The sequence below is a fragment of the Streptomyces poonensis genome (assembly GCF_014650915.1).
Lineage (GTDB): Bacteria > Actinomycetota > Actinomycetes > Streptomycetales > Streptomycetaceae > Streptomyces > Streptomyces poonensis.
Map to the genome: position 1 here is coordinate 67498 of NZ_BMVW01000017.1, position 25364 is coordinate 92861.

Annotated in this window: 21 protein-coding genes; 13 read left to right on the top strand and 8 right to left on the bottom strand. The window is 71.1% G+C overall.

Features of this window, described 5'->3' with window-relative positions:
* The first annotated feature begins 143 nt into the window (after positions 1–143).
* The 7 genes from IE242_RS30855 (at position 144) to IE242_RS30885 (ending at position 8485) form a co-directional block, all read left to right on the top strand.
* Positions 144–1508, top strand: a complete 1365-nt coding sequence (locus IE242_RS30855) for an ABC transporter substrate-binding protein (RefSeq protein WP_189865163.1) — start codon at positions 144–146, stop codon at positions 1506–1508.
* Between the two features lie 137 nt (positions 1509–1645).
* Positions 1646–2461 carry a rhamnogalacturonan acetylesterase gene (locus IE242_RS30860; protein ID WP_189865165.1) on the top strand — a complete coding sequence of 272 codons (816 nt, stop codon included), beginning with the start codon at positions 1646–1648 and terminating at the stop codon, positions 2459–2461.
* A gap of 49 nt (positions 2462–2510) precedes the next feature.
* Positions 2511–3839 carry a pectate lyase family protein gene (locus IE242_RS30865; RefSeq protein WP_189865167.1) on the top strand — a complete coding sequence of 443 codons (1329 nt, stop codon included), beginning with the start codon at positions 2511–2513 and terminating at the stop codon, positions 3837–3839.
* Positions 3840–3853: 14 nt separating this feature from the next.
* A complete protein-coding gene (locus tag IE242_RS30870) occupies positions 3854–4972 on the top strand; it encodes a pectinesterase family protein (protein ID WP_189865405.1) in 1119 nt (372 codons plus the stop codon).
* A 1-nt stretch (position 4973) separates the two neighbouring features.
* Positions 4974–6032 carry a pectinesterase family protein gene (locus tag IE242_RS30875; RefSeq protein ID WP_189865169.1) on the top strand — a complete coding sequence of 353 codons (1059 nt, stop codon included), beginning with the start codon at positions 4974–4976 and terminating at the stop codon, positions 6030–6032.
* Positions 6019–7311 carry a pectate lyase family protein gene (locus IE242_RS30880; protein WP_229859658.1) on the top strand — a complete coding sequence of 431 codons (1293 nt, stop codon included), beginning with the start codon at positions 6019–6021 and terminating at the stop codon, positions 7309–7311. The genes IE242_RS30875 and IE242_RS30880 overlap by 14 nt, the downstream gene beginning before the upstream one ends.
* On the top strand, positions 7298–8485 hold the full coding sequence (locus IE242_RS30885; RefSeq protein WP_189865172.1) for a dienelactone hydrolase family protein: 1188 nt from the start codon (positions 7298–7300) through the stop codon (positions 8483–8485). The genes IE242_RS30880 and IE242_RS30885 overlap by 14 nt, the downstream gene beginning before the upstream one ends.
* Positions 8486–8552: 67 nt before the next feature.
* Here the strand turns inward: IE242_RS30885 and IE242_RS30890 are convergent, their stop codons facing one another.
* Positions 8553–10772, bottom strand: a complete 2220-nt coding sequence (locus tag IE242_RS30890) for a family 43 glycosylhydrolase (RefSeq protein WP_189865174.1) — start codon at positions 10770–10772, stop codon at positions 8553–8555.
* A 235-nt stretch (positions 10773–11007) separates the two neighbouring features.
* Here IE242_RS30890 and IE242_RS30895 point away from each other — a divergent pair, with 235 nt between their 5' ends.
* The 4 genes from IE242_RS30895 to IE242_RS30910 all read left to right on the top strand — a co-directional run bounded on the left by IE242_RS30895 (position 11008) and on the right by IE242_RS30910 (position 15258).
* Positions 11008–12159, top strand: coding sequence for a right-handed parallel beta-helix repeat-containing protein (locus IE242_RS30895; protein ID WP_189865176.1), 1152 nt, complete (start codon positions 11008–11010; stop codon positions 12157–12159).
* Between the two features lie 237 nt (positions 12160–12396).
* A complete protein-coding gene (locus IE242_RS30900) occupies positions 12397–13470 on the top strand; it encodes a polyprenyl synthetase family protein (protein WP_229859660.1) in 1074 nt (357 codons plus the stop codon).
* Between the two features lie 256 nt (positions 13471–13726).
* A complete protein-coding gene (locus IE242_RS30905) occupies positions 13727–14497 on the top strand; it encodes an ABC transporter ATP-binding protein (protein ID WP_229859665.1) in 771 nt (256 codons plus the stop codon).
* On the top strand, positions 14491–15258 hold the full coding sequence (locus IE242_RS30910; protein WP_189865180.1) for an ABC transporter permease: 768 nt from the start codon (positions 14491–14493) through the stop codon (positions 15256–15258). Before IE242_RS30905 ends, IE242_RS30910 begins: the two co-directional genes overlap by 7 nt.
* A gap of 91 nt (positions 15259–15349) precedes the next feature.
* Here the strand turns inward: IE242_RS30910 and IE242_RS30915 are convergent, their stop codons facing one another.
* The 5 genes from IE242_RS30915 to IE242_RS30935 all read right to left on the bottom strand — a co-directional run bounded on the left by IE242_RS30915 (position 15350) and on the right by IE242_RS30935 (position 19564).
* Entirely contained in the window at positions 15350–15586 is a 237-nt protein-coding gene (locus tag IE242_RS30915) for a hypothetical protein (RefSeq protein WP_189865182.1), read from the bottom strand.
* A gap of 287 nt (positions 15587–15873) precedes the next feature.
* Positions 15874–16956, bottom strand: coding sequence for a terpene synthase family protein (locus IE242_RS30920; protein WP_189865184.1), 1083 nt, complete (start codon positions 16954–16956; stop codon positions 15874–15876).
* A gap of 219 nt (positions 16957–17175) precedes the next feature.
* On the bottom strand, positions 17176–17991 hold the full coding sequence (locus IE242_RS30925) for a pectate lyase (RefSeq protein WP_189865186.1): 816 nt from the start codon (positions 17989–17991) through the stop codon (positions 17176–17178).
* A 125-nt stretch (positions 17992–18116) separates the two neighbouring features.
* Complete coding sequence (locus tag IE242_RS30930) at positions 18117–19004, bottom strand: hypothetical protein (RefSeq protein ID WP_189865188.1); 888 nt, start codon at positions 19002–19004, stop codon at positions 18117–18119.
* Positions 19001–19564, bottom strand: a complete 564-nt coding sequence (locus tag IE242_RS30935) for a SigE family RNA polymerase sigma factor (protein WP_189865410.1) — start codon at positions 19562–19564, stop codon at positions 19001–19003. The genes IE242_RS30930 and IE242_RS30935 overlap by 4 nt, the downstream gene beginning before the upstream one ends.
* 290 nt (positions 19565–19854) lie before the next feature.
* Here IE242_RS30935 and IE242_RS30940 point away from each other — a divergent pair, with 290 nt between their 5' ends.
* Positions 19855–21306, top strand: a complete 1452-nt coding sequence (locus IE242_RS30940; protein ID WP_189865190.1) for an NCS2 family permease — start codon at positions 19855–19857, stop codon at positions 21304–21306.
* Positions 21307–21351: 45 nt separating this feature from the next.
* Here the strand turns inward: IE242_RS30940 and IE242_RS30945 are convergent, their stop codons facing one another.
* Positions 21352–22809 carry a peptidoglycan D,D-transpeptidase FtsI family protein gene (locus tag IE242_RS30945; protein ID WP_189865192.1) on the bottom strand — a complete coding sequence of 486 codons (1458 nt, stop codon included), beginning with the start codon at positions 22807–22809 and terminating at the stop codon, positions 21352–21354.
* Between the two features lie 90 nt (positions 22810–22899).
* On the bottom strand, positions 22900–23673 hold the full coding sequence (locus tag IE242_RS30950) for an IclR family transcriptional regulator (protein WP_189865194.1): 774 nt from the start codon (positions 23671–23673) through the stop codon (positions 22900–22902).
* A gap of 139 nt (positions 23674–23812) precedes the next feature.
* Between IE242_RS30950 and IE242_RS30955 the strand changes: the two genes are divergently transcribed.
* Positions 23813–25345 (top strand): aldehyde dehydrogenase (NADP(+)), encoded by a 1533-nt coding sequence (locus IE242_RS30955; protein ID WP_268249510.1) that lies wholly within the window; start codon positions 23813–23815, stop codon positions 25343–25345.
* Positions 25346–25364 lie beyond the last annotated feature (19 nt).

Here is a 25364-nt window from a genome sequence, read left to right on the forward strand (position 1 = left end):
GGTCCACCCCCACATGGCGCACACCCATAGAGCACCCCCACACAGCACATCCCCACGCAGTACGACCCCACACAGCACACTCCCTGGTCAGCCCCCCACAACGTCACACACCCTCGTTGGATCCAGAAGAAGAGAGCCGACCAATGAAGATCAGCATTCTCAGGAACAGCCGGGGCGCGAGCCGCACACCGGCCGCCCTCGCTCTGGGCGCCGCCCTCGCGCTGACCCTCACCGCCTGCGGTGACGACGGCAGCGGCGCGGCGGGTGACGACGGCGCCGAGGGCAGCGGCACGGGCAAGATCGTCTTCTGGGACAACAACGGCGGTGTGCGCACCGACATCTGGAAGGAGATCATCGCCGACTTCGAGAAGGCGAACCCGGACATCGACGTCGAGTACGTCGGTGTCGCCTCCACCGAGTACCAGTCCAAGGTCGACACTGCCATCCAGGGCGGCGGGCTGCCGGACGTCGGCGGCGTCGGCGCGGCCATGGCCGCCGGTATCGCGGCCCAGAACGCGCTGGAGCCGCTGCAGGACCGTCTCGCCGAGTCCTCGCTCGACGGCAAGCTCAACGAGAGCATGATCGAGTCGCTGAAGGCGGCCGGCGGCTCCGAGGAGGACCTGTACTCGATACCGACCTCGGCCAACAACGGTGTGCTCTACTACCGCACCGACCTGTTCGAGAAGGAAGGCCTGAAGGAGCCGTCCACCTGGGACGCGTTCTACGAGGCGGCCGAGAAGCTCACCGACGCCAAGAACAACGCCTTCGGCTACACCATCCGCGGCGGCGCGGGCTCCATCGCGCAGGCGCTGGACGCGATGTACGGGCAGTCCGGGATCACCTCGTTCTGGGACGAGAGCGGTGAGAAGACCACCCTCAACGACCCGAAGAACGTCGAGGCCCTGGAGAAGTACGCGGCCCTCTACAAGAAGACCACCCCGTCCGCCGACCTCAACAACGACTTCACCAAGATGGTCGCCCAGTACGACTCGGGCACCATCGGCATGCTCAACCACAACCTGGGTTCCTACCAGGACCACGTGAAGGCGTTCGGCGCCGACAAGTTCCGCGGCATCCCGCAGCCCACCGGCCCCGGCGGCAAGCGCGTCCAGGTCTCCAACCCGGTCGACGGCCTCGGTATCTACAAGACCTCCGAGAACAAGGAGGCCGCCTGGAAGTTCATCGAGTTCGCCGCGGGCCACGAGGCCAACTCGAAGTTCAACGAGTCGGCGGGCCAGGTCCCGGCGAACACCGAGGCCGCGAAGGACGAGTGGATCACCAAGGCCGAGCCGACCAAGCTCGCCGCGGACGCCCTCAGCGACGGCTCCACCACCATCGTCCAGCTCCCGTACTACCTGCCGGACTGGAACACCCTGTCCAAGACCGACAACGAGCCCAACTTCCAGAAGGTCCTGCTCGGCGACATGAGCGCCAAGGACTTCCTGGACACGATGGCCGACCAGCTCAACGAGGCGCAGGCGGAGTGGAACGAGCAGAAGAAGGGCTGACCTGACGCCCGTCACTGATCGAGGGCCGGCGGCGTCCACACGTCGCGCCAGCCGCCGGCCCTTCACCTCCCCGCCCCGCCGTACCCCACCCCCCACGTCCGGAAGGCCCCTGTTCCTGTTCCGAAAGGCACACCGTCGTGTCCCTCACCCGCAGACAGGTCACCACCGCGGCCCTGGCCGCCGTCCCCCTCGCCGTCGCGGCGACCTCCCCCGCGCTCGCCTCCTCCGCGCCCAGCCCGCAGGGCCGCCCCCGGCGCGAGCGCACCCTCTACATCGCCGGTGACTCCACCGCCGCCCAGAAGTACGCCGACGCAGCCCCCGAGACCGGCTGGGGCATGGCCCTGCCGTTCTTCCTGAGCCGCACCGTCGAGGTCGCCAACCACGCGGTCAACGGCCGCAGTTCGAAGAGCTTCATCGACGAGGGGCGGCTGGACGCGATCCTCACCGCGATCCGTCCCGGTGACTTCCTCCTCGTCCAGTTCGGCCACAACGACTCCAAGTCCGCGGACCCCACGCGCTACACCGAGCCCTGGACGACGTACCAGGACCACCTGCGCCAGTACATCGACGGCGCCCGTGCCCGCGGAGCCCGGCCCGTGCTCGCCTCCTCCGTCGAGCGCCGCAGGTTCACCGCGGACGGCACCGCGGTGCGCACCCACGGCGACTACCCGGCGGCCATGCGCGCCCTCGCCGCCGAGGAGGGCGTGGCGCTGCTCGACATCGAGGCGCTGTCCCTCGCGCTCTGGCAGGAGCTGGGCCCGGAGGAGACCAAGAAGTACTTCAACTGGACCGCCGCCGAGCAGGACAACACCCACTTCAACCCGCCCGGTGCGATCGCCGTGGCCCGGCTCGTCGCGCGCGGGCTGCTGCGCCGCCGGGTGCTCCTGCCCCGTGACGTGCGGCGCCTGGACGACGAGATCCCCGAGTCGTGGATCACCTGGCCCGAGGCGTGAGTCCGTACCACCTCCGCCCCTCCCCCCGAGCTTGAAAGGACCTCTTCTCATGCGTACCCGCACATGGCATGGACCTGCCACTCGCACCACCGCCCTCGCCGGCTGCACCGCGCTCGTCCTCGCGGTCACCGCCACCGCCGCCTCCGCCACCGGTCACGGTCACTCCCGCGACCACGCCCGGCAGACCCTCGCCGCGGGCGACGGCTGGGCCGCCGAGGGCACCGGCACGACGGGCGGCGCGGCCGCCTCCGCCGAGCACGTGTACACGGTCACCACCTGGGACGGGTTCAAGGCCGCGCTGGCCGACGGCGGCGACGCCCCGAAGATCGTCAAGGTGAAGGGCGTCATCGACCCCGTCGCCGAGGGTTGCGCCTCGTTCGAGGCCGAGGGCTACGACTTCGACGCCTACCTGGAGAAGTACTCCCCGGAGAACTGGGGCCTGGACGAGGACCTGTCCGGTGAGCCCGCCGACAGCCCCGAGGGCCTGCGCGCGGCCTCCGCCGCCGCCCAGGACAAGGCCATCAAGGTCAACATCCCCGCCAACACCACCATCGTCGGCGTCGGCAGAGACGCGGGCATCAGAGGCGGCAGCCTCCAGATCCGGGGCGTGGACAACGTCATCGTCCGCAACCTCACCATCGAGGCCCCCCTCGACTGCTTCCCCCAGTGGGACCCGACCGACGGCGACAACGGCGCCTGGAACTCCGAGTACGACGCGGTCGTCGTGTATGGCTCCACCCATGTGTGGATCGACCACAACACGCTCACCGACGGCCGCTACCCCGACAGCACCCTGCCCACCTACTTCGGCCAGACCTACCAGCAGCACGACGGCCTGCTCGACGTGGTGCGCGGCGCCAACTATGTGACGGCGTCCTGGAACTCGTTCGAGAACCACGACAAGACGATCCTCATCGGCAACAGCGACAGCGCCGGCGCCACCGACACCGGCAAGCTCAAGGTCACCCTCCACCACAACCGCTTCAAGGGCATCGTGGAGCGTGCGCCGCGGGTCCGCTTCGGCCAGGTCGACGCGTACAACAACCACTTCGTGGTCACCAAGGACCAGAAGTACGGCTACTCCTTCGGCGTCGGCGCCTCCTCGCAGCTGTACGCCGAGAAGAACGCCTTCTCCCTCCCGTCCGGCATCAGCGCCGCCAAGACGCTGAAGAAGTGGAGCGAGGCCCCGCTCACCGCGAAGAACAACTACGTCAACGGCAAGCGGACGGACCTCATCGCCGTCCACAACGCGGAGATCCCGGGGGAGACCCTCCAGTCGGACGCCGGCTGGACACCCACGCTGCGGAAGAGGGTCGACTCCCCGCTCGCCGTGCCGCTGATCGTCGCCCTGGGCGCGGGCGCCGGGAAGGTGCGGTGACCGTGGAACGGCCGCTGGAACGGCCCTCCCTCAGCAGACGATCGTTCGTCGGCGCGAGTGCCGGTGCCGGAGCCGCGCTCGCCCTGGCACTCGCCTCTCCCGCCCGGGCCCACGGACGGCGCTCCCCCTTCGGCCGGTACGGCTCCCCGCGCGCGCGGCTGAACGGGCAGACCCTGTACGTCCACCCCGGCGGCCTCGGCGACCACACCACCGTGCAGGCCGCCGTGGACGCGGCGGGCAGCGGCTGCACGCTGGTCATCGCGCCCGGCACCTACCGTGAGACGGTCGCGGTCAGCACGGCCCGCACGGAGATGACCTGGCTCGGGGCCTCGGACGACGCCCGCGACGTCACGATCGTGTACGACAACGCGGCCGGCACCCCCAAGCCCGACGGTTCGGGCACCTACGGCACCAGCGGCTCGGCCACCACCACCGTGCAGGCCGACGGCTTCACCGCCCGGCACATCACCTTCGCCAACGACTGGCTGCGCGCCGACCACCCCGGTTTCAGCGGCACCCAGGCCGTCGCGATCAAGGTGCAGGGCGACCGGTCCGCGTTCCACCACTGCCGGTTCCTCGGCCACCAGGACACCCTGTACGCCGACACGAGGGCGCTCGGCACCTTCGCCCGGCAGTACTACGCGCACTGCTACGTCGAGGGCGACGTGGACTTCGTGTTCGGCCGGGCCACCGCCGTGTACGAGCACTGCCACTTCCGCACCCTGATCCGTACGGACCTGACGAGCGCGCCCTACGGCTTCGTCTTCGCGCCGTCCACCGCGGGCGCCAACCCGCGCGGCTACCTGGTGACCCACAGCCGGGTGACGAGCGAGGCCCCGGACGGCTACTACAAGCTGGCCCGCCCCTGGGTGCCCAGCTCCGACACCACCGCCCGCCCGATGCTGACCGTGCGCGAGACCCGCCTCGGCGCCGGCATCGACGCGGTGGCGCCGTACACCAACATGTCGTCCGGGTACCCGTGGCAGGACCAGCGGTTCGCCGAGTACCGCAACACGGGCCCGGGCGCGGCCGTCACCGTCCCGGAGAACCGGCCGCAGCTCACGCGCGCGGAGGCGCGGTCACACACCCGTGAGGCGTACCTCGGCGACTGGACGCCCTGGAAGGTGCGCTGAGGTGCGGCGGCGCACCCTGCTCACCGGGATCGCCGGCGGCCTCACGGCCGTCGGCGTCACCCCCGCCCCCGCCCTCGCCGCCCCGCGCCGCCGCCGGGTCCTGCACGTCCGCCCCGGCGGCCGCGGCGACCACACCACCGTTCAGGCCGCCGTGGACGCGGCCGAGGGCCCCGGCTGGACGGTCGTCGTGCACCCGGGCACCTACCGCGAGGTCGTGACCGTCCCCGCCGACCGGCCCGGCCTCACCCTGCGCGGCGCCACCGGCGACCCGCGCGACGTCGTCATCGTGTACGACAACGCCAACGGCACTCCGAAGCCCGACGGTTCGGGCACCTACGGCACGGCGGGCTCCGCCACCTTCACCTCGGCGGCCCCCGGCCTCACCGTCCGCGACCTGACCCTCGCCAACGACTGGCTGCGCGCCGACCACCCGGAGATCACCGGCACCCAGGCGGTCGCCGCGTACCTGACGGGGGACCGGACGCACTTCGACAACGTGTGGCTGCTGGCCCACCAGGACACCCTCTTCGTCGACACGACCGCGCTCGACGTCTTCGACCGGCAGTACTTCCACCGCTGCCACATCGAGGGTGACGTCGACTTCGTCTTCGGCCGGGCGACCGCGGTCTTCGAGCACTGCCGCTTCCACACGGTGCGGCGGGACGTCGACTTCACACCCAAGGGCATGGTCTTCGCCCCCTCCACGGCCCGCGCCAACCCCCACGGCATCCTGGCCGTCCACTGCCGCGTCACCTCCGCCGCCGAGGACGGGGCGTACAAGCTGGCCCGGCCCTGGGTGCCGTCGTACGAGACCACCGCCTGGCCCTCCCTCGTCGTCCGGGACACCAGGATCGGGCCCGGCATCGACGCGGAGGCGCCGTACACGAACATGCGGGAGGCGTACCCCTGGCAGACGATGCGGTTCGCGGAGTACCGCAACACGGGCCCGGGCGCGGCCGTCACCGTCCCGGAGAACCGGCCGCAGCTCACGCGCGCGGAGGCGCGGTCGCACACCAGGGAGACCTACCTCGGCGACTGGAGGCCGTATGCGTATGCCTAAAACCCTGGCCACCGCTCTGCTCGCCTGCGCCTGTCTGCTGCTGCCGCAGGCGGCCCCGGCCTCCGCCGACGGACGGCCTTCGACGCCCGAGGGCTGGGCCTCCGCGGGTTCCGGCACCACCGGCGGGGCGGGCGGCACGACCTGGACGGTGCGCACGCGCGCCGAACTCAAGGAGGCCCTGGCCAACGACGGGAACCCCACCGCGCCCAAGGTGATCCGCGTCGTCGGCGCCGTCGACGGCCACGAGGCGGACGACGGCACCCTGCTCGGCGAGCAGGACTACGCCCCCGGCTACGACCTCACCAAGTACATGTCCTGCTTCGGCGAGGACGGCAGCACCTGGTCCGACACCCGCTACGACTACTGCAAGCAGCAGCGCCAGCTCCGGCAGACCGGTTCGAACAGGGAGAAGGCGCAGATCCAGCTGACCGTGCCGAGCAACACCACCCTCGTCGGCGCGGGCGACGACGCCCGGCTCCTCGGTGTCTTCCTGACCGTCAACACCGGCACCGACATCATCGTCCGCAACCTCCGCCTCGAAGCCCCCGTCGACCACTTCACCAGCTGGTCCCCGGACGACGGCAGCGCGGGCGACTGGAACGCCCGCTTCGACGCGATGACCGTGATCACCGGCAAGAACATCTGGATCGACCACTGCACCTTCACCGACGGCCGCTTCCCGGACCGCGAGGCCCCTCTCGGCTTCCACGGCGAGCACGTCCAGCGCCACGACGGCCTGCTGGACATCGAGGACGGCTCCGACTTCATCACCGTCTCCGACAGCCGGTTCACCGACCACGACAAGGCGATCCTCATAGGCTCCGGCGACGGGCGCGGCGACCGGGACCGCGGGCATCTGAAGGTGACCTTCGTCCGCAACCTCTTCACCGGCATCGCGCAGCGCGCCCCGCGTGTCCGCTTCGGGCAGGTGCACGTCGTCAACAACGTCCACCGGGGCCGGGCGGACGGCACCCTGTACGCGCTCGGCGCCGGCGTCGAGTCCGCGATCTTCTCCGAGCGGAACGTCTTCACCTATCCGCGGGGCACCTCCGCCCTCGCCGTCGCGGACTACGGGGGCGAGCGCTTCCACGACACCGGGTCCTGGTTCAACGGCAGGCCCGCCCGGCTGGACGCGGTGGCGAGCGGCCTCGGTCTGACCGGCGACGTCGGCTGGGACCCGGCCGACGTGTACGACTACCGGGTCCTCAGGTCCGCGAAGGCGGTCGAGCGGTACGTCCTGCGCCACGCCGGCACCGGGAGGCCGTATGCACATCCCTGAGCCGCTTCGCCATCCACTGGGCCGCCGGACCTTCGTGACGGGCGCGGCCACGGCCATGCTGCTCGCCGGAGCGGGGGTGGGCGCGGGGGCGGGCCCGGCACGCGCGGAGGACCTCGTGGGCGGCAACCTCCCCGACTTCCACCCGGCCCTCAAGGACGAGCTGCGCTTCCCGCTCGCCTGGGGCACCTCGCCCCACCGGGACTTCCGGGCGTGGCGGCGGGCCGCCCGGGCGAAGGTGGAGGAGCACCTCCTCGTCGACCGGCAGGACAGGACGCCGTACGACCCGGAGTTCACCGACGGCCCCGGCGGGGACGGCTACCGGCGGCAGTCGGTGACCGTCTCCCTCACCCGCTACGAACGCGTCCGCGGCAGCCTGCTCACCCCGCACGGCAGGGGTCCCTTCCCGGCCGTGCTGCTCCTGCACGACCACGGGGCCAGATTCGACATCGGCAAGGAGAAGCTGGTCCGGCCCTGGGACGACGACACCCGGCTCGCCTCCGCGCGGGCGTGGGCGGACAAGTACTTCAGCGGCCGTTTCGTCGGCGACGAACTGGCCCGGCGCGGATTCGTCGTCCTGTCCCTGGACGCCCTCGGCTGGGGCGACCGCGGGCCCGTCACCTACGAGCAGCAGCAGGCCCTGGCCAGCAATTTCTACAACCTCGGCTCCTCGCTCGCCGGGCTCATGGCCCGCGAGGACGCCCGGGCCGCGGGGTTCCTGGCCGGCCTGGACCGGGTGGACGCCCGGCGCGTCGCGGCCGTCGGGTTCTCCATGGGCGCCTACCGCGCCTGGCAGGCCGCCGCGCTCAGCGACGACATCGCGGCCGCGGCGAGCGTGTGCTGGATGACCGGGCTGAAGGAGATGATGGTGCCCGGCAACAACACGCTGCGCGGGCAGTCGTCGTACTACATGCTCCATCCCGGACTCGCCCGGCACCTCGACTTCCCCGATGTGGCGAGCATCGCCGCCCCCCGGCCGATGCTCTTCTTCCACGGCGCCCAGGACACCCTGTTCCCGGCGGAGGGCGTCGAGGCCGCGTACGAGAAGATGCGCGCCGTGTGGAGATCACGGCACGCGGGGGAGCGGCTGCACACCAAGGTCTGGCCGGAGCTGGGCCATGTGTTCACCGCGCCCATGCAGGACGAGGTCTTCACATGGCTGGACGCTGTGTTGTGACGCACCGGTGCCCGTGACCACATACGTATACGTGGTCACGGGCACCGTCACGCCGGCCGATGGACCGTCAGTCGGCTCGCCCCACCGCCTTGATCGACTCCAGCGTCGGCACCACCGGCACGATCGTCCCGTCCGCCGCGAACCTCATACGGTCGATCGTCGTCTCCCGGTGCGTGCCGTCACCGCCCGCCTTACCAGGACCGTTGAGCGCGAACCGGTGGTAGACCATGTACCAGTCGTCGGTACCCGGCACGTTCACCACCGAGTGGTGGCCGGTGGCCTTGATCCCGTACTCGGGCCGCTTGGACAGGATCGTGCCCCGCTTGGTCCACGGGCCGAGCGGGGACGGCCCGGTCGCGTACGCCACGTGGTAGTTCTCGCTGCGGGTGTCGTCCTCGGACCACATGAAGTAGTACGTGCCCTTGCGCTTGACCACGAAGGAGCCCTCCCGGAAGTTGTCCGGGGTGATGTCCTTCACCTGCGCCGCGTCGAACGACACCATGTCGTCGTTCAGGGGGACGACGTACCCGCGCCCGTTCCCCCAGTACAGGTAGGACTTCCCGTCGTCGTCCGTGAAGACCGCCGGGTCGATCATCTGGCCGCCGGGGAAGTCCGTCTTGCCGATGAGCGGCTTGCCCAGGGCGTCCTTGAAGGGACCGGCGGGGGAGTCCGCGACCGCCACACCGATCTGCTGTTCGGCGCAGAAGTAGAAGTAGTACTTGCCGTCGCGCTCGGCGATCGCGGGGGCCCAGGCGTTCTTGTCGGCCCAGGACACGTCCGGTCCCAGGTCGAGGATCACGCCATGGTCCTTCCAGTGGACCAGGTCCTTCGACGAGAACGCCTTGAACTGTGTACCGCCCCAGCCGGCGAAGCCGTCCGTCGTCGGGTAGATCCAGTAGCGGCCGTCCATGTACCGGACGTCCGGGTCGGCGTACAGCCCCGGCAGGACCGGGCTGCGGGTCGGCACGGCCTCGACCGTCCAGGTGCGGCGCGTGCCGTCCGCCGCCGTCACCGTGTACGTCTGCGGCTTGCGGAAGTCGCGCCGCGTACCGGACCTGGGGCTCACCGTCGCGCCCTCGCCCACCCACAGCTTCGGGGCGAGGCGGCGCAGGTCGGCGTCGGGCTCCATGGGCAGGACCACCTTGGAGGACTCCTCGGTGACGACCGCGTACCCCTTCTGGCCGCGCGCCGTGGCGTCCACGACGGACGTCGGGCTCACCGGGTAGGCGGCCAGCAGCCGGTCGTACTCCTCCTGCGTCACCGGGATCACCGTGCCGTGCCGCGGGCTCGCCGGGAGCTGGTAGTCCTCCGACATGGTCCACTCGCCCGAGTCCAGGTCCGTCGTCTCGAACGGCACGTAGCCGCGGCCGCCGTACTCGTCGATGAACAGGTACCACTTCTCCTCGGTGTTGGACTTGAAGACCGTCGGGCCCTCACCGCGGGACAGGTCGCCGTTGCCGATGCAGTCCGCGACGAAGTCGTACGAGGTGTCGGTGAGCGAGGTGGACTTCTCGCCGGTGATGAACTTGGAGCAGGGGCTGGAGGAGCTGGGGTTCCGCTCGTCCTTGGTGTAGCGGTAGTACGTGCCCTCGTGCTCCACCACCGTCGAGTCGATCACCGAGTAGCCGGGATCGCTCCAGATCTGCGGCTCGCTGAAGGTGCGGAAGTCCTTGGTGGTGGCGTACATCATGCGGTTGTACGACGAGCCGGTGTGGTCCGGGTCGTCGTCGGCGTACAGCTTCGACGCCCAGAAGACGACGTACGCGTCGAGCGTGTCGTCCCAGTAGGCCTCCGGCGCCCAGGTGTTGCCCGCGTTGTCCGGGGAGACCCGCACCAGGCGCTGGTCGGTCCAGTTCACCAGGTCGGTGGACTCCCAAATCATGATCGACTTGCTGCCGTGCCGCTGGACATCGTCCCAGCTGCCGCTGGAGCTGCGGTACATGCGCAGGTCCGTGGCGATCATGTAGAACCTGTCGCCCTCGGGGGAGCGGATCACGAACGGGTCGCGCAGGCCCTTCTCGCCGATGGTGGAGGTGAGCACCGGCTTGCCCGCGTTGAGCTCACGCCAGTGCAGGGCGTCGTTGCCGCGGCTGAGGGCGTAGCGGATCTGCTCGCCGTCGGCGGTTCCCTCGCCCGTGAAATAGGCGAAGAGATAGCCGGCGTACTGGGGTTTCTTCACTGGGTGCCCTTCGGCGTGGGCCCAACCGGACGGCGCCCCCAGCAGGCTCACCAGGAGAGGCACGAGAGCCAGCAGGGGCAGCAGGAGCGTGTGAGCGGTACGACGCATGACACATCCTGTGGGAGTCTGGTGGATTCTGTTGACGGTTGACGACCTTCGGAGTGTCACCAGCGGGGCACGGTGCGTCAATCGGTGTGCGGGAGACGGCGAGGGCGAAAACTTTCGACTCTGTTGCGAGTGGGCGGCAACCTTTTTCGGCGCGGCGGCGACGAGGGGGAAGAGGCGGGCCGGTGTGGCCCCTCCGGCCCGCCTCGCGACCCGTAGCCCATGGAAAGGAACCCCCGTGCGCCCCAGCACCGGACGCCATCGCAGAACCCGTAACCTGTCGGTCGCCGCCGCGGTGGCCGTCTCCGCGGGTGCCTGCGGCGTCTACCTCGGCCTGTCGAACGACGGAGCCCAGGCCGCCACCACGGTCACCGTCTCCTCCGCCGCCCAGCTGGAGTCGGCCGTCGCGAACGCGTCCGCCGGCACGACGATCCAGGTCCGCGGCGGCACGTACTACCCGACGGCGACCCTCAAGTCGACGGCGAACGGCACCTCTTCGGCCCGTATCACGCTCAAGGCGTACGGCAGCGAGAAGGTGAAGATCGACGGCTCGAAGCTCCCCGACGGGTCCTGGCTCGCCGGGATCTACGGCGACTACTGGACCGTCCAGAGCATCACCTGGCAGAACTCCCCGGCCCAGGGCTTCGTCGCCACCTCCTCCACCGGCGGGATCTTCAAGAACCTCGTCACCGCGAACAACGGCGACTCCGGCTTCACCCTGCGCGGCGACGGCACGACGGACAACCTCGTGCAGGACCTGGACAGTTACGGCAACTACGACGCCGCGAACCACGGCCAGAACGCCGACGGCATCGCCGTCAAGTTCGGCTCCGGGACAGGCAACAAGATCACCGGAGCCCGTCTCTACAACAACGCGGACGACGGGCTGGACCTCTGGCAGTTCTCCTCACCGGTCACCATCGAGCACTCCTGGGCGTTCGGCAACGGCGAGAACCGCTGGAACGACGCCGGGTTCGAAGGCAACGGCAACGGCTTCAAGCTGGGCGGCGGCGGAGTCTCGGTCGCGCACTCCGTCAACAACAACGCGGCCTGGGACAACACCCTCCACGGCTTCACCGAGAACTCCAACACCGGCGCAATCCTGCTGAACCGCAACACGGCGTACGCCAACATCGAGACCGGCTTCTACTTCGCCACCGGCAAGGCCCGCCTGGCCCGGAACCTCGCCGTGAGCAACGCGAAGGGGACCGCGAAGCTGGGCTCCGCCACGGTCTCCGCGGCCAACAACTGGGACAGCGGGGTCACCACCCCGTCCTTCCGCTCCACCGACGCGACGACCGCGTACGGCGCCCGCGGGTCCGACGGCTCCCTGCCGGAGACGACGTTCCTGACCACGGGCTCGACGGCCATCGGCTCGACGATGGACTGATCTCCCGCCCGTACGGTCCGGTCGTGCCCGTACGGCCGGACCGCGCGCCCGTACGGCCGGACCGCGCCCGTACGGCCGCCTTGCCCGATGAGCGGGCTATCAGGGCGTTGTGGGCTGTCCAGGCGGTTTTCGGTGTGCGGGAGGGCGCACCGGTGTGGCCGGTGGCGGAGTCCCGGGCCCGTGGTGTCTCGTGAGCTGCCGTAGGGATCTTGCTGATGAGGGCTGAGGTGGCTACGGGTGAGCGGTGTGGCGGAGCTGACCGTACCTGAGGCGGAGGCGCGCGTTCCGGGACAGCAGGGCGGTTCGCTGCAGTGGGCGCGGGACCTGGTGGCCCCCGCGCTGCGGGAGGCGGTCGAGGGACTCCCGGAGCCGGAACGGCTCGTCGAGGGATACCACCGCGGCTGGCACGAGGCGGACGGCGGACCGCTGCGCGCGGCGGACGGGAGGCCGGGCGGCAAGGCGGTGCGGCCGGCGCTGGTGCTCCTCGCGGCCCGGGCGGTCGGGGGCACGGCGGAGTGCGCGGTGCCGGGGGCGGTGGCGGTGGAACTCGTCCACGACTTCACCCTGCTCCACGACGATGTGATCGACGGCGATCCGCTGCGGCGGCACCGCCCCGCCGCCTGGACGGTCTACGGCACCCCGTCCGCCGTCCTGGCGGGCGACGCGCTGCTGGTGGTCGCCCTGCGGACGCTGTCGGCGGTACCCGGGCCCCGGGGCGCCGCCGCGCTGCGGGAACTGGTGGCGGCCCTGGCCGACCTGATGCGGGGCCAGAGCCAGGACGTCGCCTTCGAGGAGCGTGCCCGGGTCGGTGCCCATGAGTACCTGGCCATGGCGGAGGGCAAGACGGGGGCGCTGATGGGCGGCGCCTGCGCGCTGGGAGGCCTGCTGGCGGGGGCGAGCGAGCACCGGGTCGCCGGTCTGCGGGAGTTCGGTCGGCGGCTGGGCGTGGCCTTCCAGTGCGTCGACGACCTGCTGGCGATCTGGGGCGACAGCCGGCGCAGCGGCAAGCCCGTCGGCGCGGACCTCGCCGCCCGGAAGAAGTCACTGCCGGTGGCGGTGGCGCTGGCCGCCGACAGCCCGGCCGGCCGCCGGCTGGCGGAGCTGTACGAGCGGCCCGAACCGCTGGACGCCGCCGATGTCGCGGCGGCCGCGCGGCTGGTGGAGGAGGCCGGAGGACGCACGGCCACGGAACGGGAGGCCCAGCGGCAGATCACGGTCGCCCTGCGGGCGCTGGCGGCCGCGGAGCCGCTCCCCGAGGTGTACCGGCAGCTGCACTCCCTGGCGATGGCGACGACCCGGCGCGACCGCTGAATTCGGCGCGGCATTACGCATTCCTGGCCCGCGACATGGCTTTTTCCATACGTAACCATGCACCCGGCCGGGCGTTTCCATACCGGGGCCGTTGTCGCCGACGACGGCAGCGGTTCTCGGGCAGCAGTGAAGCAGCGAAGCAGTGAAGCAGCGACAGAAGGATATTCCCATGACAGGCCCGGAGCCGGCCGGTCCGCCGGCCGTCAGCGTTTTTGGTCTGCATGTTTCCATCGGCGAGAATGCCATTGTCCAGGACGTGAGTTTCACCGTTCCGCGCGGTGTCATCGTCGGACTGCTGGGACCGAGCGGATGCGGGAAGACGACGCTGCTGCGGTCCGTCGTCGGTATCCAGCCCAGTACGGCGGGGCATGTGCAGGTGCTGGGACTCCCGGCCGGCGCACGGGGCCTGAGCACCCGTATCGGCTATGTCACCCAGGCCCCGTCGGTCTACCCGGACCTCACGGTGCTGGAGAACCTGCGCTACTTCTCCGCGGCGCTGGGACTGCGGGGCTGGCGCCGCGAGGACGCGGTGGTGCGCGTGGTGAAGGAGGTGGACCTGGCCCCGTACGCCGACAAGCCGGTCGCCTGGCTGTCGGGCGGGCAGTACTCCCGCGTCTCGCTGGCGGTGGCGCTGCTCGGCTCGCCCGAACTGCTGGTCATGGACGAGCCCACCGTCGGCCTCGACCCCATGGTGCGCCGCGAGCTGTGGGGTGTCTTCCAGCGGCTCGCCGAGGAGGGCACGACCCTGCTGGTCTCCAGCCACGTCATGGACGAGGCCGACCACTGCGACCGGCTGCTGCTCATGCGCGCCGGCCGGCTGCTCGCCTCCGCCGGGCGCGAGGACGTCCTGGAACACACCGGCTGCGAGCGGGTGGAGGACGCCTTCCTGGACCTGGTGTCGGCCTCCGCCGCGGCCGAGGAGGCGGACAGCGCCCGGACGGCCGTCGGCCGGGTGCCTCCCCCGATGCTCACCGACGAGTCGGCCGACTCCGACCGCCCGTACTTCTCCTCGGGGGCACGATGCTGAATCCCGCTGTCCGCAGGTCCCGCGCCCTGCCGTTCTCGCCGGGCATCACCACCGCCACCGCGGGCCGGGTGCTGCTCCAGATCCGCCGGGACCGGGGCAGCACCGCCCTGATGCTGGTCATCCCCTGCATGCTGATGGTGCTGCTGAAACTGGTGTTCCACGGCGCGGAGGACAGCTTCGAGCGGGTCGGCCCCCAGGTCTTCGGCATCTTCCCGGTCATCGTGATGTATCTGGTCGCCTCGGTCTCCACCCTGCGCGAGCGCAGCACCGGCACCGCCGAGCGGCTGCTGACCCTGCCCGTGCAGCGCCTGGACATCGTGCTCGGCTACAGCCTCGCGTTCGCGTTCCTGGCCGTGCTCCAGGCCACGCTGTCCACCCTGCTGGCGATCGGTCCGCTGGGCCTGGACATCAAGGGCCCGGCGGTGCTGCTCATGGTCATCGCGATGCTGGGCGCCCTGCTGGGGCTGGCGCTGGGCCTCCTGGCGAGCGGCTTCGCCCGCAACGAGTTCCAGGCGGTGCAGTTCCTGCCGGCCGGGGTGCTGCCGCAGTTCCTGGTGTGCGGGCTGTTCGTGCCGCGGGAGGAGATGCACGGCTCGCTCGCGGCCCTGGCCAAGGTGATGCCGATGACCTACGCGGTGCAGGCCGCCACCCAGGCCGCCGACCACAAGGGCATCACCGGGATCTTCGTACGGGACGCCCTGCTGATCCTGCTGTGCGTGATCGGTGTCCTGATGGCCAGCGCCGCCACGCTCAAACGCTGAGGCGCGGGAACAGGGCGGGAACCGGAAGGGTGCGGGTGGGATGCGCACGCGCGCACCCCACCCGCACCCTTCCGGCTCTTCAGACCGGCGGTCAGCCGCGGCCGTTGCCGAAGTTCCACGACATGCCGCCGCTGATGTCGCCGCGGCGCGGTACCTCGAACGGGCCGAAGTTCAACGGACGCTCACGGTGGTGATGGTGGTACTCGTCGCCGGGCGGCGGAAAACTCCCGGCGGCCGGAGCGGAGGCGGCCGGTGCCGCGGGGGCGGCGGCCACGGCGAGCGCGGCCGCTGCGGCGCACACGGTCACAGCACGGCGGAGGGAGAACATCGACGACTCCTCGGGAGAAAAGGGAATCCAGCAGATCGGCAACGATGCTAGTGATATGCGCCGCAGGCCCGGCGGAGAAATTCCGGGCCGTCCCTCGAATGAGGGCGGGAAACCGAAATGCGGGCGCAAAGGGCCCGAAGGTCGCGGAGACGGAGAGGAGTGAGTGGAGAGGAGTGAGTGGAGAGGGGTGAGTGGAGAGGGGTGCGCGGTGAGCGGAATCGGGCGGCGGAAAGGCCGGGCGGCTCACGGCTCTCATGTGGGCGCATCGCCTTTTCCCCGCGACCCGTTCAGGCCAGATCCTCGTCCCACCACCACGCGACGGCCGGCAGTCCCGCGGGGGCGTACGGGCTGGTGTCCGCGGGTTCCTCGGCCCACCGCACCGGCAGGTCGTCGTCCATGGCGTCGGGCACCCGGCCCAGGCTGAGGTAGCGCGGCACGCGCAGCCCCCACTCGGCGTTGCCCCGCATGCCGTACCGCAGGCCCTGGAGATAGGTGCCGAGCGCGGCCGAGGCTCCCGGCCGTACCCGGTCGTGCAGCCGCAGGAAGCGCAGCAGCACCCGGTCCCGGAGCCGGACGGCCTCCTCCACCGCCTCGGGCAGGGACAGCGACCGGTGCTGCATCAGTACGGTGAAGACGTTCTGGTCGGCGAGGTCCCGCTCGGCCTCCTTGCGCAGTGAGTGCCGGTCGTTGTCCAGGGCCGCCACCAGGACGGCCATCTCCGTCAGCGCCCGCACGGCCGGCCGCTGCATCTCCCCGTCGGGCACCTCCTGCCCGGTCGCCAGCTCCAGCATGGCGAAGGTCGGCTCGCCGCCGCTGGCGAGCAGCCGCATCGCCAGGTACTCGTCCGGGCCGGGCATGCGCCCGACCGCCTGGTTGCCGATCTGCCAGGCGGCTCCGGACAGCCAGGCCCGGTGGGCGTGGGCGAACCGCCGTACCTGCGACGGTGTGCCGAGGGCACGGAAACGGCGGACGATGTCCTGCAGCGGAGCGGCGAACCGCTCGCCGTCCAGGTCCGCACCGGGCGCCTCGACCGCCCGCTGGATCCGGCCGGCCAGCGCGTTGAACTGCGCGGGCCGCGAGCTCAGCGGCCCGCTGTCGCACCGGGCGTCGTCGAACGCGAAGCCCCAGTACACCCAGAGCGAGGTGGCCAGCAGGCGCTCGTCGTCCGCCGCGTCCGGGGCGAACCGTGCGTAGAAGTCCGTGCTGTGGGTGGCGACGGCCCAGGCACGCTCCTCCTCGGACGCGCACATACCGCTGTCCCGGATCCACGCCTCGGCCCGCCTCTCCACCTGACGCACGCGTGGATGGACCGCGGACTCGAGCGGACACCAGTGGGGCGGGAAGTCGGCTCCGGCGAGGGAGAGTGCCATGTCATGTCCCTGGAGTCGGGGTGGTCGGTCGGGAAGGAGCACTCATCCTTCTACGGCCGGTTCCGTCCAGGAGTGAGACAGGCGATGTCCTCTCAGAAACCAACACCAATTGGTCAGTCACCGACGTGGATTGACGGCGACGGCCCCCTGGCGTCGGCCTTCACGACCATGAGCACGACGGCACGAGGGCACGACGGGTCGTGAAGGCCGACAGTTCGATCACCTATAGGTGATGTCGGACGACGAGTACAGGCAGTTGGTGCTGTCCGGGCCCGTCCCGACCGCGGTGGTGTTGTTGTACTTCTGGCAGGGGACGACCTTGCGGCCGCTGTCGTTGGAGATCGTGATCCTCCGCAGGGTGGCGACGTCGTTGCGGTTGACGTTGATGCCGACGAGCCGTGCGGTGGAGCCCGTGCCGGTCACCTCGATGGTGTTGAGGTTGACCTTGCGCGTGTACTGCGTGGAGCAGTCGCCGCAGGAGCGGTAGAGCGTCTTGAACTCGCTGACGGCGAAGTTGGAGATGTTCACCGTGCCGCCGCCGTTGTGCTGGAACACCTTGTCGGCGGCCTTCTTGGCGCCGCCGCCGGTGACGGTGGCGACGGTGCCGTTGCCGCCGCGGAAGGTGGCGGCGTCCTCGCCGACGTCCTCCCACCACACGTTCTGCAGGGTGCAGTTGCCCTCGCAGTGGATGCCGTCGGCGCCGGGCGCGCCGATGATGACGTTCTTCAGCGTCGCGCCGTTCGCGAGCTTGAAGATCGGGTCCTGGCCCTCCTCCTGGCCGTCGCCGGCCAGGTTGCCGCTGCCGTAGTACCGCACCATGCCGCCGTCCCGGGTGCCGGACACGGAGATGGTCGAGCTCACGGCCTGGCTGCCGGTGGGGGTCGGCCAGGTGGCGGCGCTCGCGGTCGGCAGGGTCGAGCCGCCGACGAGGGCGGCGCCGGTCAGGCCGAGCGCGCCGAGGCCGCTGAGGAGGGCGTGCCGACGCACGGTGCGGCGGCGTGGGTGACGCACACGGTGCTCTGCTGGTGAAGTCATGTCCCGTTTCCTTCGGTGGGGGATCAGAGCTGTGCTTCTCGACTGCTGGTCGCCACCGGTGGGGGAAGGGTTGCCGGGTGGGCGGAACTTTTTTCCGCCGCACCGTCTCCGGCGGACTCACCGGCTCACGAGTCGCCCTCGTCCGAGTCGTCGTCGCCCTGCCGCGCGAAGTCGCCGCCCACGGCGCGCTGTTCGCCGTCCGCCGTCGCGGTGATCGTGTAGTCGTCGTCCCCGGCGTCACGGCCGCCGCGCTCGTGGTCGTACTGGCCGGCGAAGACCCACTCTCCGGCCGGGACCGTACGGCCCTCCTTGAGCACCCACCGGTAGACGAGGAAGCCGTCCTCCTCGCCGGTCGTCAGCGTGAAGTCCCGCTCGGGCAGCGAGCGCCAGGCGCCGGTCGAGGTGACTCCCTCGGTCAGCGCGATCCGCAGCTCGACGGTGAGCGCGGTGAGCTTCTCCTCCGTCTTCAGGGTGACGTTGCTCTGCGCCCAGAACTCGTTGCTGTGCGGGTCGACCGAGCCGTCGGACCACAGCGGCCCGCTCTCCACGTCCCGTGCCACGGGCGGGCGGGACGACGCGGAGCCCTTCGACTCCCGGTCCTTCGGCTCCTCGGAGCCCTCCGCGGACGGGGTGCCGCTGGGCTGCTCGCTGGTGCCGCCGGTCGGGGCCGGGTCGTCGGGCGGGAGCGGGGCGCGGCTCGTCGCGTCCGGGGAGACGACCGGCGTGGGCGACGTCACGACCGTACGGTCCGCCGGCTCGTCGCCCTTGACCGCCGAGGCGACCGCGTAGCCGCCCACGCCGAGGATCCCGGCGACGGCGGCCGTGGCGCCCGCGAGCCGCATCCAGCCGGCCCAGCCGCTCAGGGGGTGGCGCGCGCGGTGCGCGGAGCGGGCCGGGCGGGCCTCCTCGCTCATGCCGCGTTCGATCCGGGCCAGGATCCGCGCACGGTCGGGCTCATGGGCCGCGGCCGCCTCGCGCAGGCGGGCGCGCAGCTCGTCGTGCACGTCCCTCATCGGTTCCTTCCTCCGGTGGCCCCGGACACCGCTGCCCTGTGCACCTGCCGCGGGGCGTCCTGCGTCCCGAGCAGCCGCTGGAGTTCGGCCATCCCCTTCGACGTCTGGCTCTTCACCGTACCGACCGACACGCCCAGCGCGAGCGCGGTGTCCTTCTCCGAGAGGTCGAAGGCGTGTCGCAGCACCACGCACGCCCGCTTGCGGAACGGCAGTCTGCGCAGTGCCTCCTGGACATCGACCATGCCGGGGACGTCGGGGTTCTCGGTCTTCTCCTCGCGCTGCGACCAGAACAGCGTGATCCGCCGCCGCTCGCGGACCGCGCTGCGGATGCGGGTGCGGGCCAGGTTGGCCACCACACCGCGCGCGTACGCCACCGGATGGTCGGCCGCCCGCACCCGGTCCCAGCGGTGCCAGAGCGCGAGCAGCGCGTCCGCCGCGAGATCGTCGGCCGCGTCGGCCTCGCCCGTCAACAGGGCGGCCAGCCGAGCCAGTTCGGCGTAGTGCCGCTCGAAGAAGGCGTGGAACTCCACGGAGGCGGCGTCGTCGACGACAGTGCCCACGGGCGACCTCTCTCGCTGCGGCTCGACGATGACCTGTGCGGGGGCGCGGGCGTGCGGACCGGGCTCGGTACGCGTGCGGACACGGCCCCCGGGTTCGACCCGGCGTCGCATGATCGTTTCTCCGGGGCGAGGACCGGAAGCGTAGCAGTGTTTCGTACGGGCCTTCGAACGGTGTGTGGCCTACCGAACTTGGATTCCGTAACACGCGGAAAACCTGAACCGCACGCGGCGCGGGAACAATCCAGCCAGCAACCGCACACCCGGCACGCAGGTTTCGAGGAGTATCCGCCATGTCCGACACGCAGCAGGAGGCCGGCCCACCGAAGGCCGGTCCACCGGCAGCCACCGGAGTCGACCGGTTCTTCCAGGTCACCGCCCGGGGCTCCACCTTCGCCCGCGAGATACGCGGCGGCTTCGCCACGTTCTTCACGATGGCGTACATCCTTGTCCTGAATCCCATCATCCTGGGCAGCGCCGAGGACAAGTTCGGTCACCGGCTCGACGGGGCCGAACTGGCCACCGCCACCGCCCTGGTGGCCGCTGTGATGACGATCATCATGGGCGTCGGCGGCAACCTCCCCCTCGCGCTCGCCGCCGGACTCGGCCTCAACGCGGTCGTCGCCTTCCAGATCGCCCCGCTGATGAGCTGGGCCGACGCGATGGGACTTGTCGTCCTGGAAGGCCTGCTGATCTGCGTCCTGGTGGTCACCGGGCTGCGCGAGGCCGTCATGCACGCCATCCCGCAGCCGCTGAAGCAGGCCATCGGCGTGGGCATCGGCCTGTTCATCGCCTTCATCGGGTTCGTCGACGCCGGGTTCGTCAGCCGGATACCGGACGCCGCGAACACCACCGTGCCGGTCCAGCTCGGCGGCACGGGCGCGCTGTCGGGCTGGCCGGTCCTCGTCTTCTGCCTCGGCGTGCTGCTGACCGTCGCGCTGCTCGCCCGCGGGGTCAGGGGCGCGATCCTGATCAGCATCCTGGTGATGACGGCCGTCGCGATCGTGATCGAGAAGGCCGCCGACGTCACGAGCTGGGGCCTGACCTCACCGAAGATCCCCGACGACCTCGTGGCGGCGCCCGACTTCGGGCTGATCGGCGGCTTCAGCCTGTTCGGCGCCTTCGGCGAGACCACCGTGATCACCGTGGTGCTGCTGATCTTCACACTGCTGCTGTCCGACTTCTTCGACAGCATGGGGACGGTCGTCGGCGTCAGCGCCGAGGCCGGGCTGCTCGACGAGGCGGGCAGGGTGCCGAACCTGGGCCGGGTCCTGCTCATCGACGGCGCGGCCGCCGTCGCGGGCGGCGCCTCCTCGGCCTCCTCCGCGACGTCGTACGTCGAGTCGGCGGCCGGCGTCGGCGAAGGGGCGCGCACCGGCTTCGCGAACCTGGTCACCGGCGGGCTGTTCGCGTGCGCGCTGTTCCTGGCCCCGCTGCTGACCATGGTCCCGATGCAGGCGGCGGCCCCGGCGCTCGTCGCGGTGGGCTTCCTGATGATGACCCAGGTCAAGCAGATCGACTGGGAGCGGTACGAGATCGCGATCCCCGCGTTCCTGACGATCGCCGTGATGCCGTTCACCTACTCGATCACCAACGGCATCGGCGCGGGCTTCGTCTCCTACGTGCTGATCAAGACGGTGCTCGGCCGGGCCAGGGAGGTGCACTGGCTGCTGTGGGGGACCTCGGCGCTGTTCCTGGTGTACTTCGCGATCGACCCGGTCGAGCAGCTGCTCGGGGTCCGCTGAGGCGATGACGGCCGCCCCCGCGCCCGGTCCGTACGGGCGCGGGGCTCAGCCCTCCAGCGCCGCCTCCATCATCGCCTGCGCCACCGGCGCCGCCAGCCCGTTGCCGCTGACCTCGGAGCGCGCCGCGTCCGACTGCTCGACGATCACCGCCACGGCGACCTCGTCGTCACCGGTGTCCGACTTCGCGTACGAGGTGAACCAGGCGTACGGCGTCTTGCTGTTGTTCTCGCCGTGCTGGGCGGTACCGGTCTTGCCGCCGACGGTGGCGCCGGAGACCCGGGCGTTGGTGCCCGTGCCCTCCTCGACCACGGTCTGCATCGCGGACCGGAGCTGCTCTGCGGTGGAGGAGCTGACGATCTCCTTCGTCTCCGTGTCGCCGTCGTAGTCCTCGAGCACAGTGCCGTCGGCATCACTGGTCTGCGCCACCATATGCGGGGACACCAGCTTGCCGTCGTTGGCAATGGCCGCCGACACCATGGCCATCTGCAGCGGGGTGGCGGTCACATCGAACTGGCCAATGCCCGACAGCGCGGTCTGCGCCTCGTCCATGTCGGACGGGTACACACTCGCGTACGCCCGCACGGGGACGTCCAGTTCGTCGTCGAAGCCGAACTTCTCCGCCATGGCCCTGACCTTGTCCTGGCCGAGGTCGACGGCCAGCTTCGCGAAGACGTTGTTGCACGAGTACTGGAGGGCCGTCCGGATCGTGGCGTTCTCGCAGGGCGCCGAGGAGCTCTCGTTGCGCAGCACGGTGGTCGTGCCGGGCAGCGTGTACGGGTCCGGGCTGTCCGTGCGCTCGTCCACGGATCCGTGCAGCCCGTCCTCCAGCGCGGCGGCCGCGACCACCAGCTTGAACGTCGAACCCGGCGGCAGCGGCTGCCGCAGCGCCCGGTTGACCAGCGGCTTGTCCTCGTCCTTGGTCAGCTTCTGCCAGGCCGCCGCGTCGTCGGAGCCGGAACCGCTGATCGTGCCCGGGTCGTACGACGGGGTGGAGACCACGGCGAGGATCCGGCCGGTCGCCGGGTCGATCGCGACGGCCGCGCCCTTCTTGTCGCCGAGCGCCTCGTACGCGGCCTTCTGCACGTCCGGCTCGATCGTCGTGACCACGTCACCCGGGGCGGCGGGCTCCTTGGTGAGCACCTCCAACGGGTTCTTGAGCTCGGTGTCCGTGCCGTCGAGCAGGTCCTTGTAGATGCCCTCCAGCTGTGTCGCCCCGTACACCTGGGAGCCGTAGCCCGTGACGGCGGCGTACAGCTCGCCGTCCGTGTACGTGCGCTTGTAGTGGAGGTCGCTGCCCTGGGTGCGCGCGGAGCCGGTGATCGCCTCGCCGGCCACGATGATGTCGCCGAGCGGCTGGGCGTACTGCTCCATCACGTTGCGCCGGTTGTTCTTGTCGTCCGCGAGCGCCTGGCCGTCGTAGAACTGCACCCATGTCGCCCTGATCAGCAGGGCGAACACGAGCAGCAGGGTGAAGACGGCGGTCCGCCTGATCGTCTTGTTCATGCCGTCCGGGAAGACGAACGGGAGGGGATCAGACGTTCCCCGGCGTCCGTTTTCTCATGGCACTCTCATGGATCCTCACGAGCGCCCTGCTCAGAGCCGGCGCGTCGCCAGCGTCAGCCGGTCCCGGGCGTCGAACAGGGCGTCCTTGACCATCTGCTCATGGGCCGGGGTCAGCCGGGCCACCGGCACCGAGCAGCTGATCGCGTCCCGGGCGGGGGTGCGGTACGGAACGGCCACGCCGAAGCAGCGCAGGCCCAGCGTGTTCTCCTCGCGGTCCACGGCGAAGCCCTGCTCGCGGATCTGGTGGAGCTCCTCGATGAGCTTCTCGCGGTCCGTGATCGTGTGCTCGGTCAGCGCGGGCAGCGTCTCCGGGAGCAGCTTGCGGACCTGCTCGTCGGTGTGGGTGGCGAGGAGCGCCTTGCCCAGCGACGTCGAGTGGGCGGGCAGCCGGCGGCCCACGCGCGTGAAGGGGCGCAGGTAGTGCTGCGACTGGCGGGTGGCGAGGTAGACGACGTTCGTGCCGTCCAGCCGCGCCAGGTGGATGGTCTCCGTGGTGTCGTCCGAGAGCCGGTCCAGCGTCGGGCGGGCCACGGCCACCACCTCGTCGCCGTCGATGTACGAGGTGCCGACGAGCAGCGCCCGCACCCCGATGCCGTACCGGGTGCCCGTGGCGTCCGTCTCGACCCAGCCGAGGTCGACGAGTGTGCGCAGCAGCATGTACAGGCTCGACTTCGGGTACCCCACCGCCTCCTGCACCGAGGCCAGGGAGTGCATGCCGGGACGGCCCGCGAAGTACTCCAGCAGCTCCACCGTGCGCACCGCGGACTTGACCTGTGCCCCGCCGCCCGTCTCGCCAGCCGACATCGCCCTTGACCCCTTCGTTCGACGGGAAATAGTCTCCCAAGTGTTCATCAATGGAGATGGCGTTCAGTATATCGAACGCACGTGATGGACGGCGTACGAACTGCGGCAAGCACGGCAAGACATGTGGAGGGAACCCGCGGTGGCAGCAGCACCAGTCTGGAGTGTCGACCCCCGTACCGGGAAGCAGCGCGAGCAGGTCGCGGTGGAGGCCACGGCCCAGGGGGTGGACGAGGCGGTCCGCGCCGCCCACGCCGCGCGCGGCGCCCTCGCCGACCGCACGGTCCGCTCGGCGTTCCTGCGCACCGCCGCCGACCGGCTGGAGGGCGCGAAGGACCGCCTCGTCGAGCTGGCGGACGCGGAGACCGCGCTCGGCCCGGTCCGGCTCACCGGTGAACTCGCCCGCACCTGCTACCAGCTGCGGGCCTTCGCGGACATCGTGGACGAGGGCGCGTTCCTGGACGTCGTCATCAACCACCCCGACGACACCGCGACCCCGCCCATCCCGGACCTGCGCCGCTACAAGGTGCCCCTCGGTGTCGTGGCCGTCTACTCGGCCTCCAACTTCCCCTTCGCCTTCTCCGTCGCCGGCGGCGACACCGCGAGCGCGCTCGCGGCCGGCTGCCCCGTCGTCGTCAAGGCCCACCCCGACCACCCCGGGCTCTCCGAGCAGGTCGCGGCCGAGCTGCGCGCGGCCGCCGCCGAGCACGGCATCCCCGAGGGCGTCGTCGGCCTGGTCCACGGCTTCGAGGCCGGCGTCGAGCTGGTCAAGCACCCGCTGGTCGCGGCGGCCGGCTTCACCGGGTCCGTACGCGGCGGCCGCGCCCTCTTCGACGCGGCGGCGGCCCGGCCGGTGCCGATCCCGTTCCACGGCGAGCTGGGCTCCCTGAACCCCGTCGTCGTCACCGAGGCCGCGGCCGCCGAGCGCGCCGAGGCGATCGGCGCCGGGCTCGCGGGCTCGATGACGCTGGGCGTGGGCCAGTTCTGCGTGAAGCCGGGCCTGGTGCTGGCGCCCGCGGGCGAGGCCGGTGACCGGCTGCTCAAGTCGTTCACGGAGGCGGTCGGCGAGGTCGACGCCGGCGTCCTGCTGGACCACCGTATGCGCGACAACTTCATCGCGGGCGTCGCCGAGCGCGCCGAGCTGCCGGGCGTCGAGGCCCCGGTCACCGCCGGCGAGGGCGACGAGCACACGGTCCGCCCCGGCTTCCTCACGGTCCCGGCGGAGAAGCTGGCCGTCGAGGGCGGCGAGCACGAGCTGCTGCTGGAGGAGTGCTTCGGCCCCCTCACGGTCGTGGCCCGGTACGCGGACGACACCGAGGCCCAGGCGCTCCTGGCCCGGCTGCCCGGCAACCTCACCGCGACCGTGCACCTGTCGGAGGAGGAGGCGGCGGGCGAGGGCCGCGGCGCGGAGATCCTCGCGGAACTCACCCCGCTCGCAGGCCGTGTCCTCGTCAACGGCTGGCCCACGGGCGTCGCCGTCGCCCCCGCCCAGCACCACGGCGGCCCGTACCCGGCGACGACCTCCACGTCCACCTCCGTGGGCGGCACGGCCATCGAGCGCTGGCTGCGCCCGGTGGCGTACCAGGGCGCCCCGGAGGCCCTGCTGCCGCCGGAGCTGCGCGACGACAACCCGCTGGGGCTGCCGCGGCGGTTCAACGGGCGGCTCGAGAGGTAACGCTCCGCCGGCCCTTCGG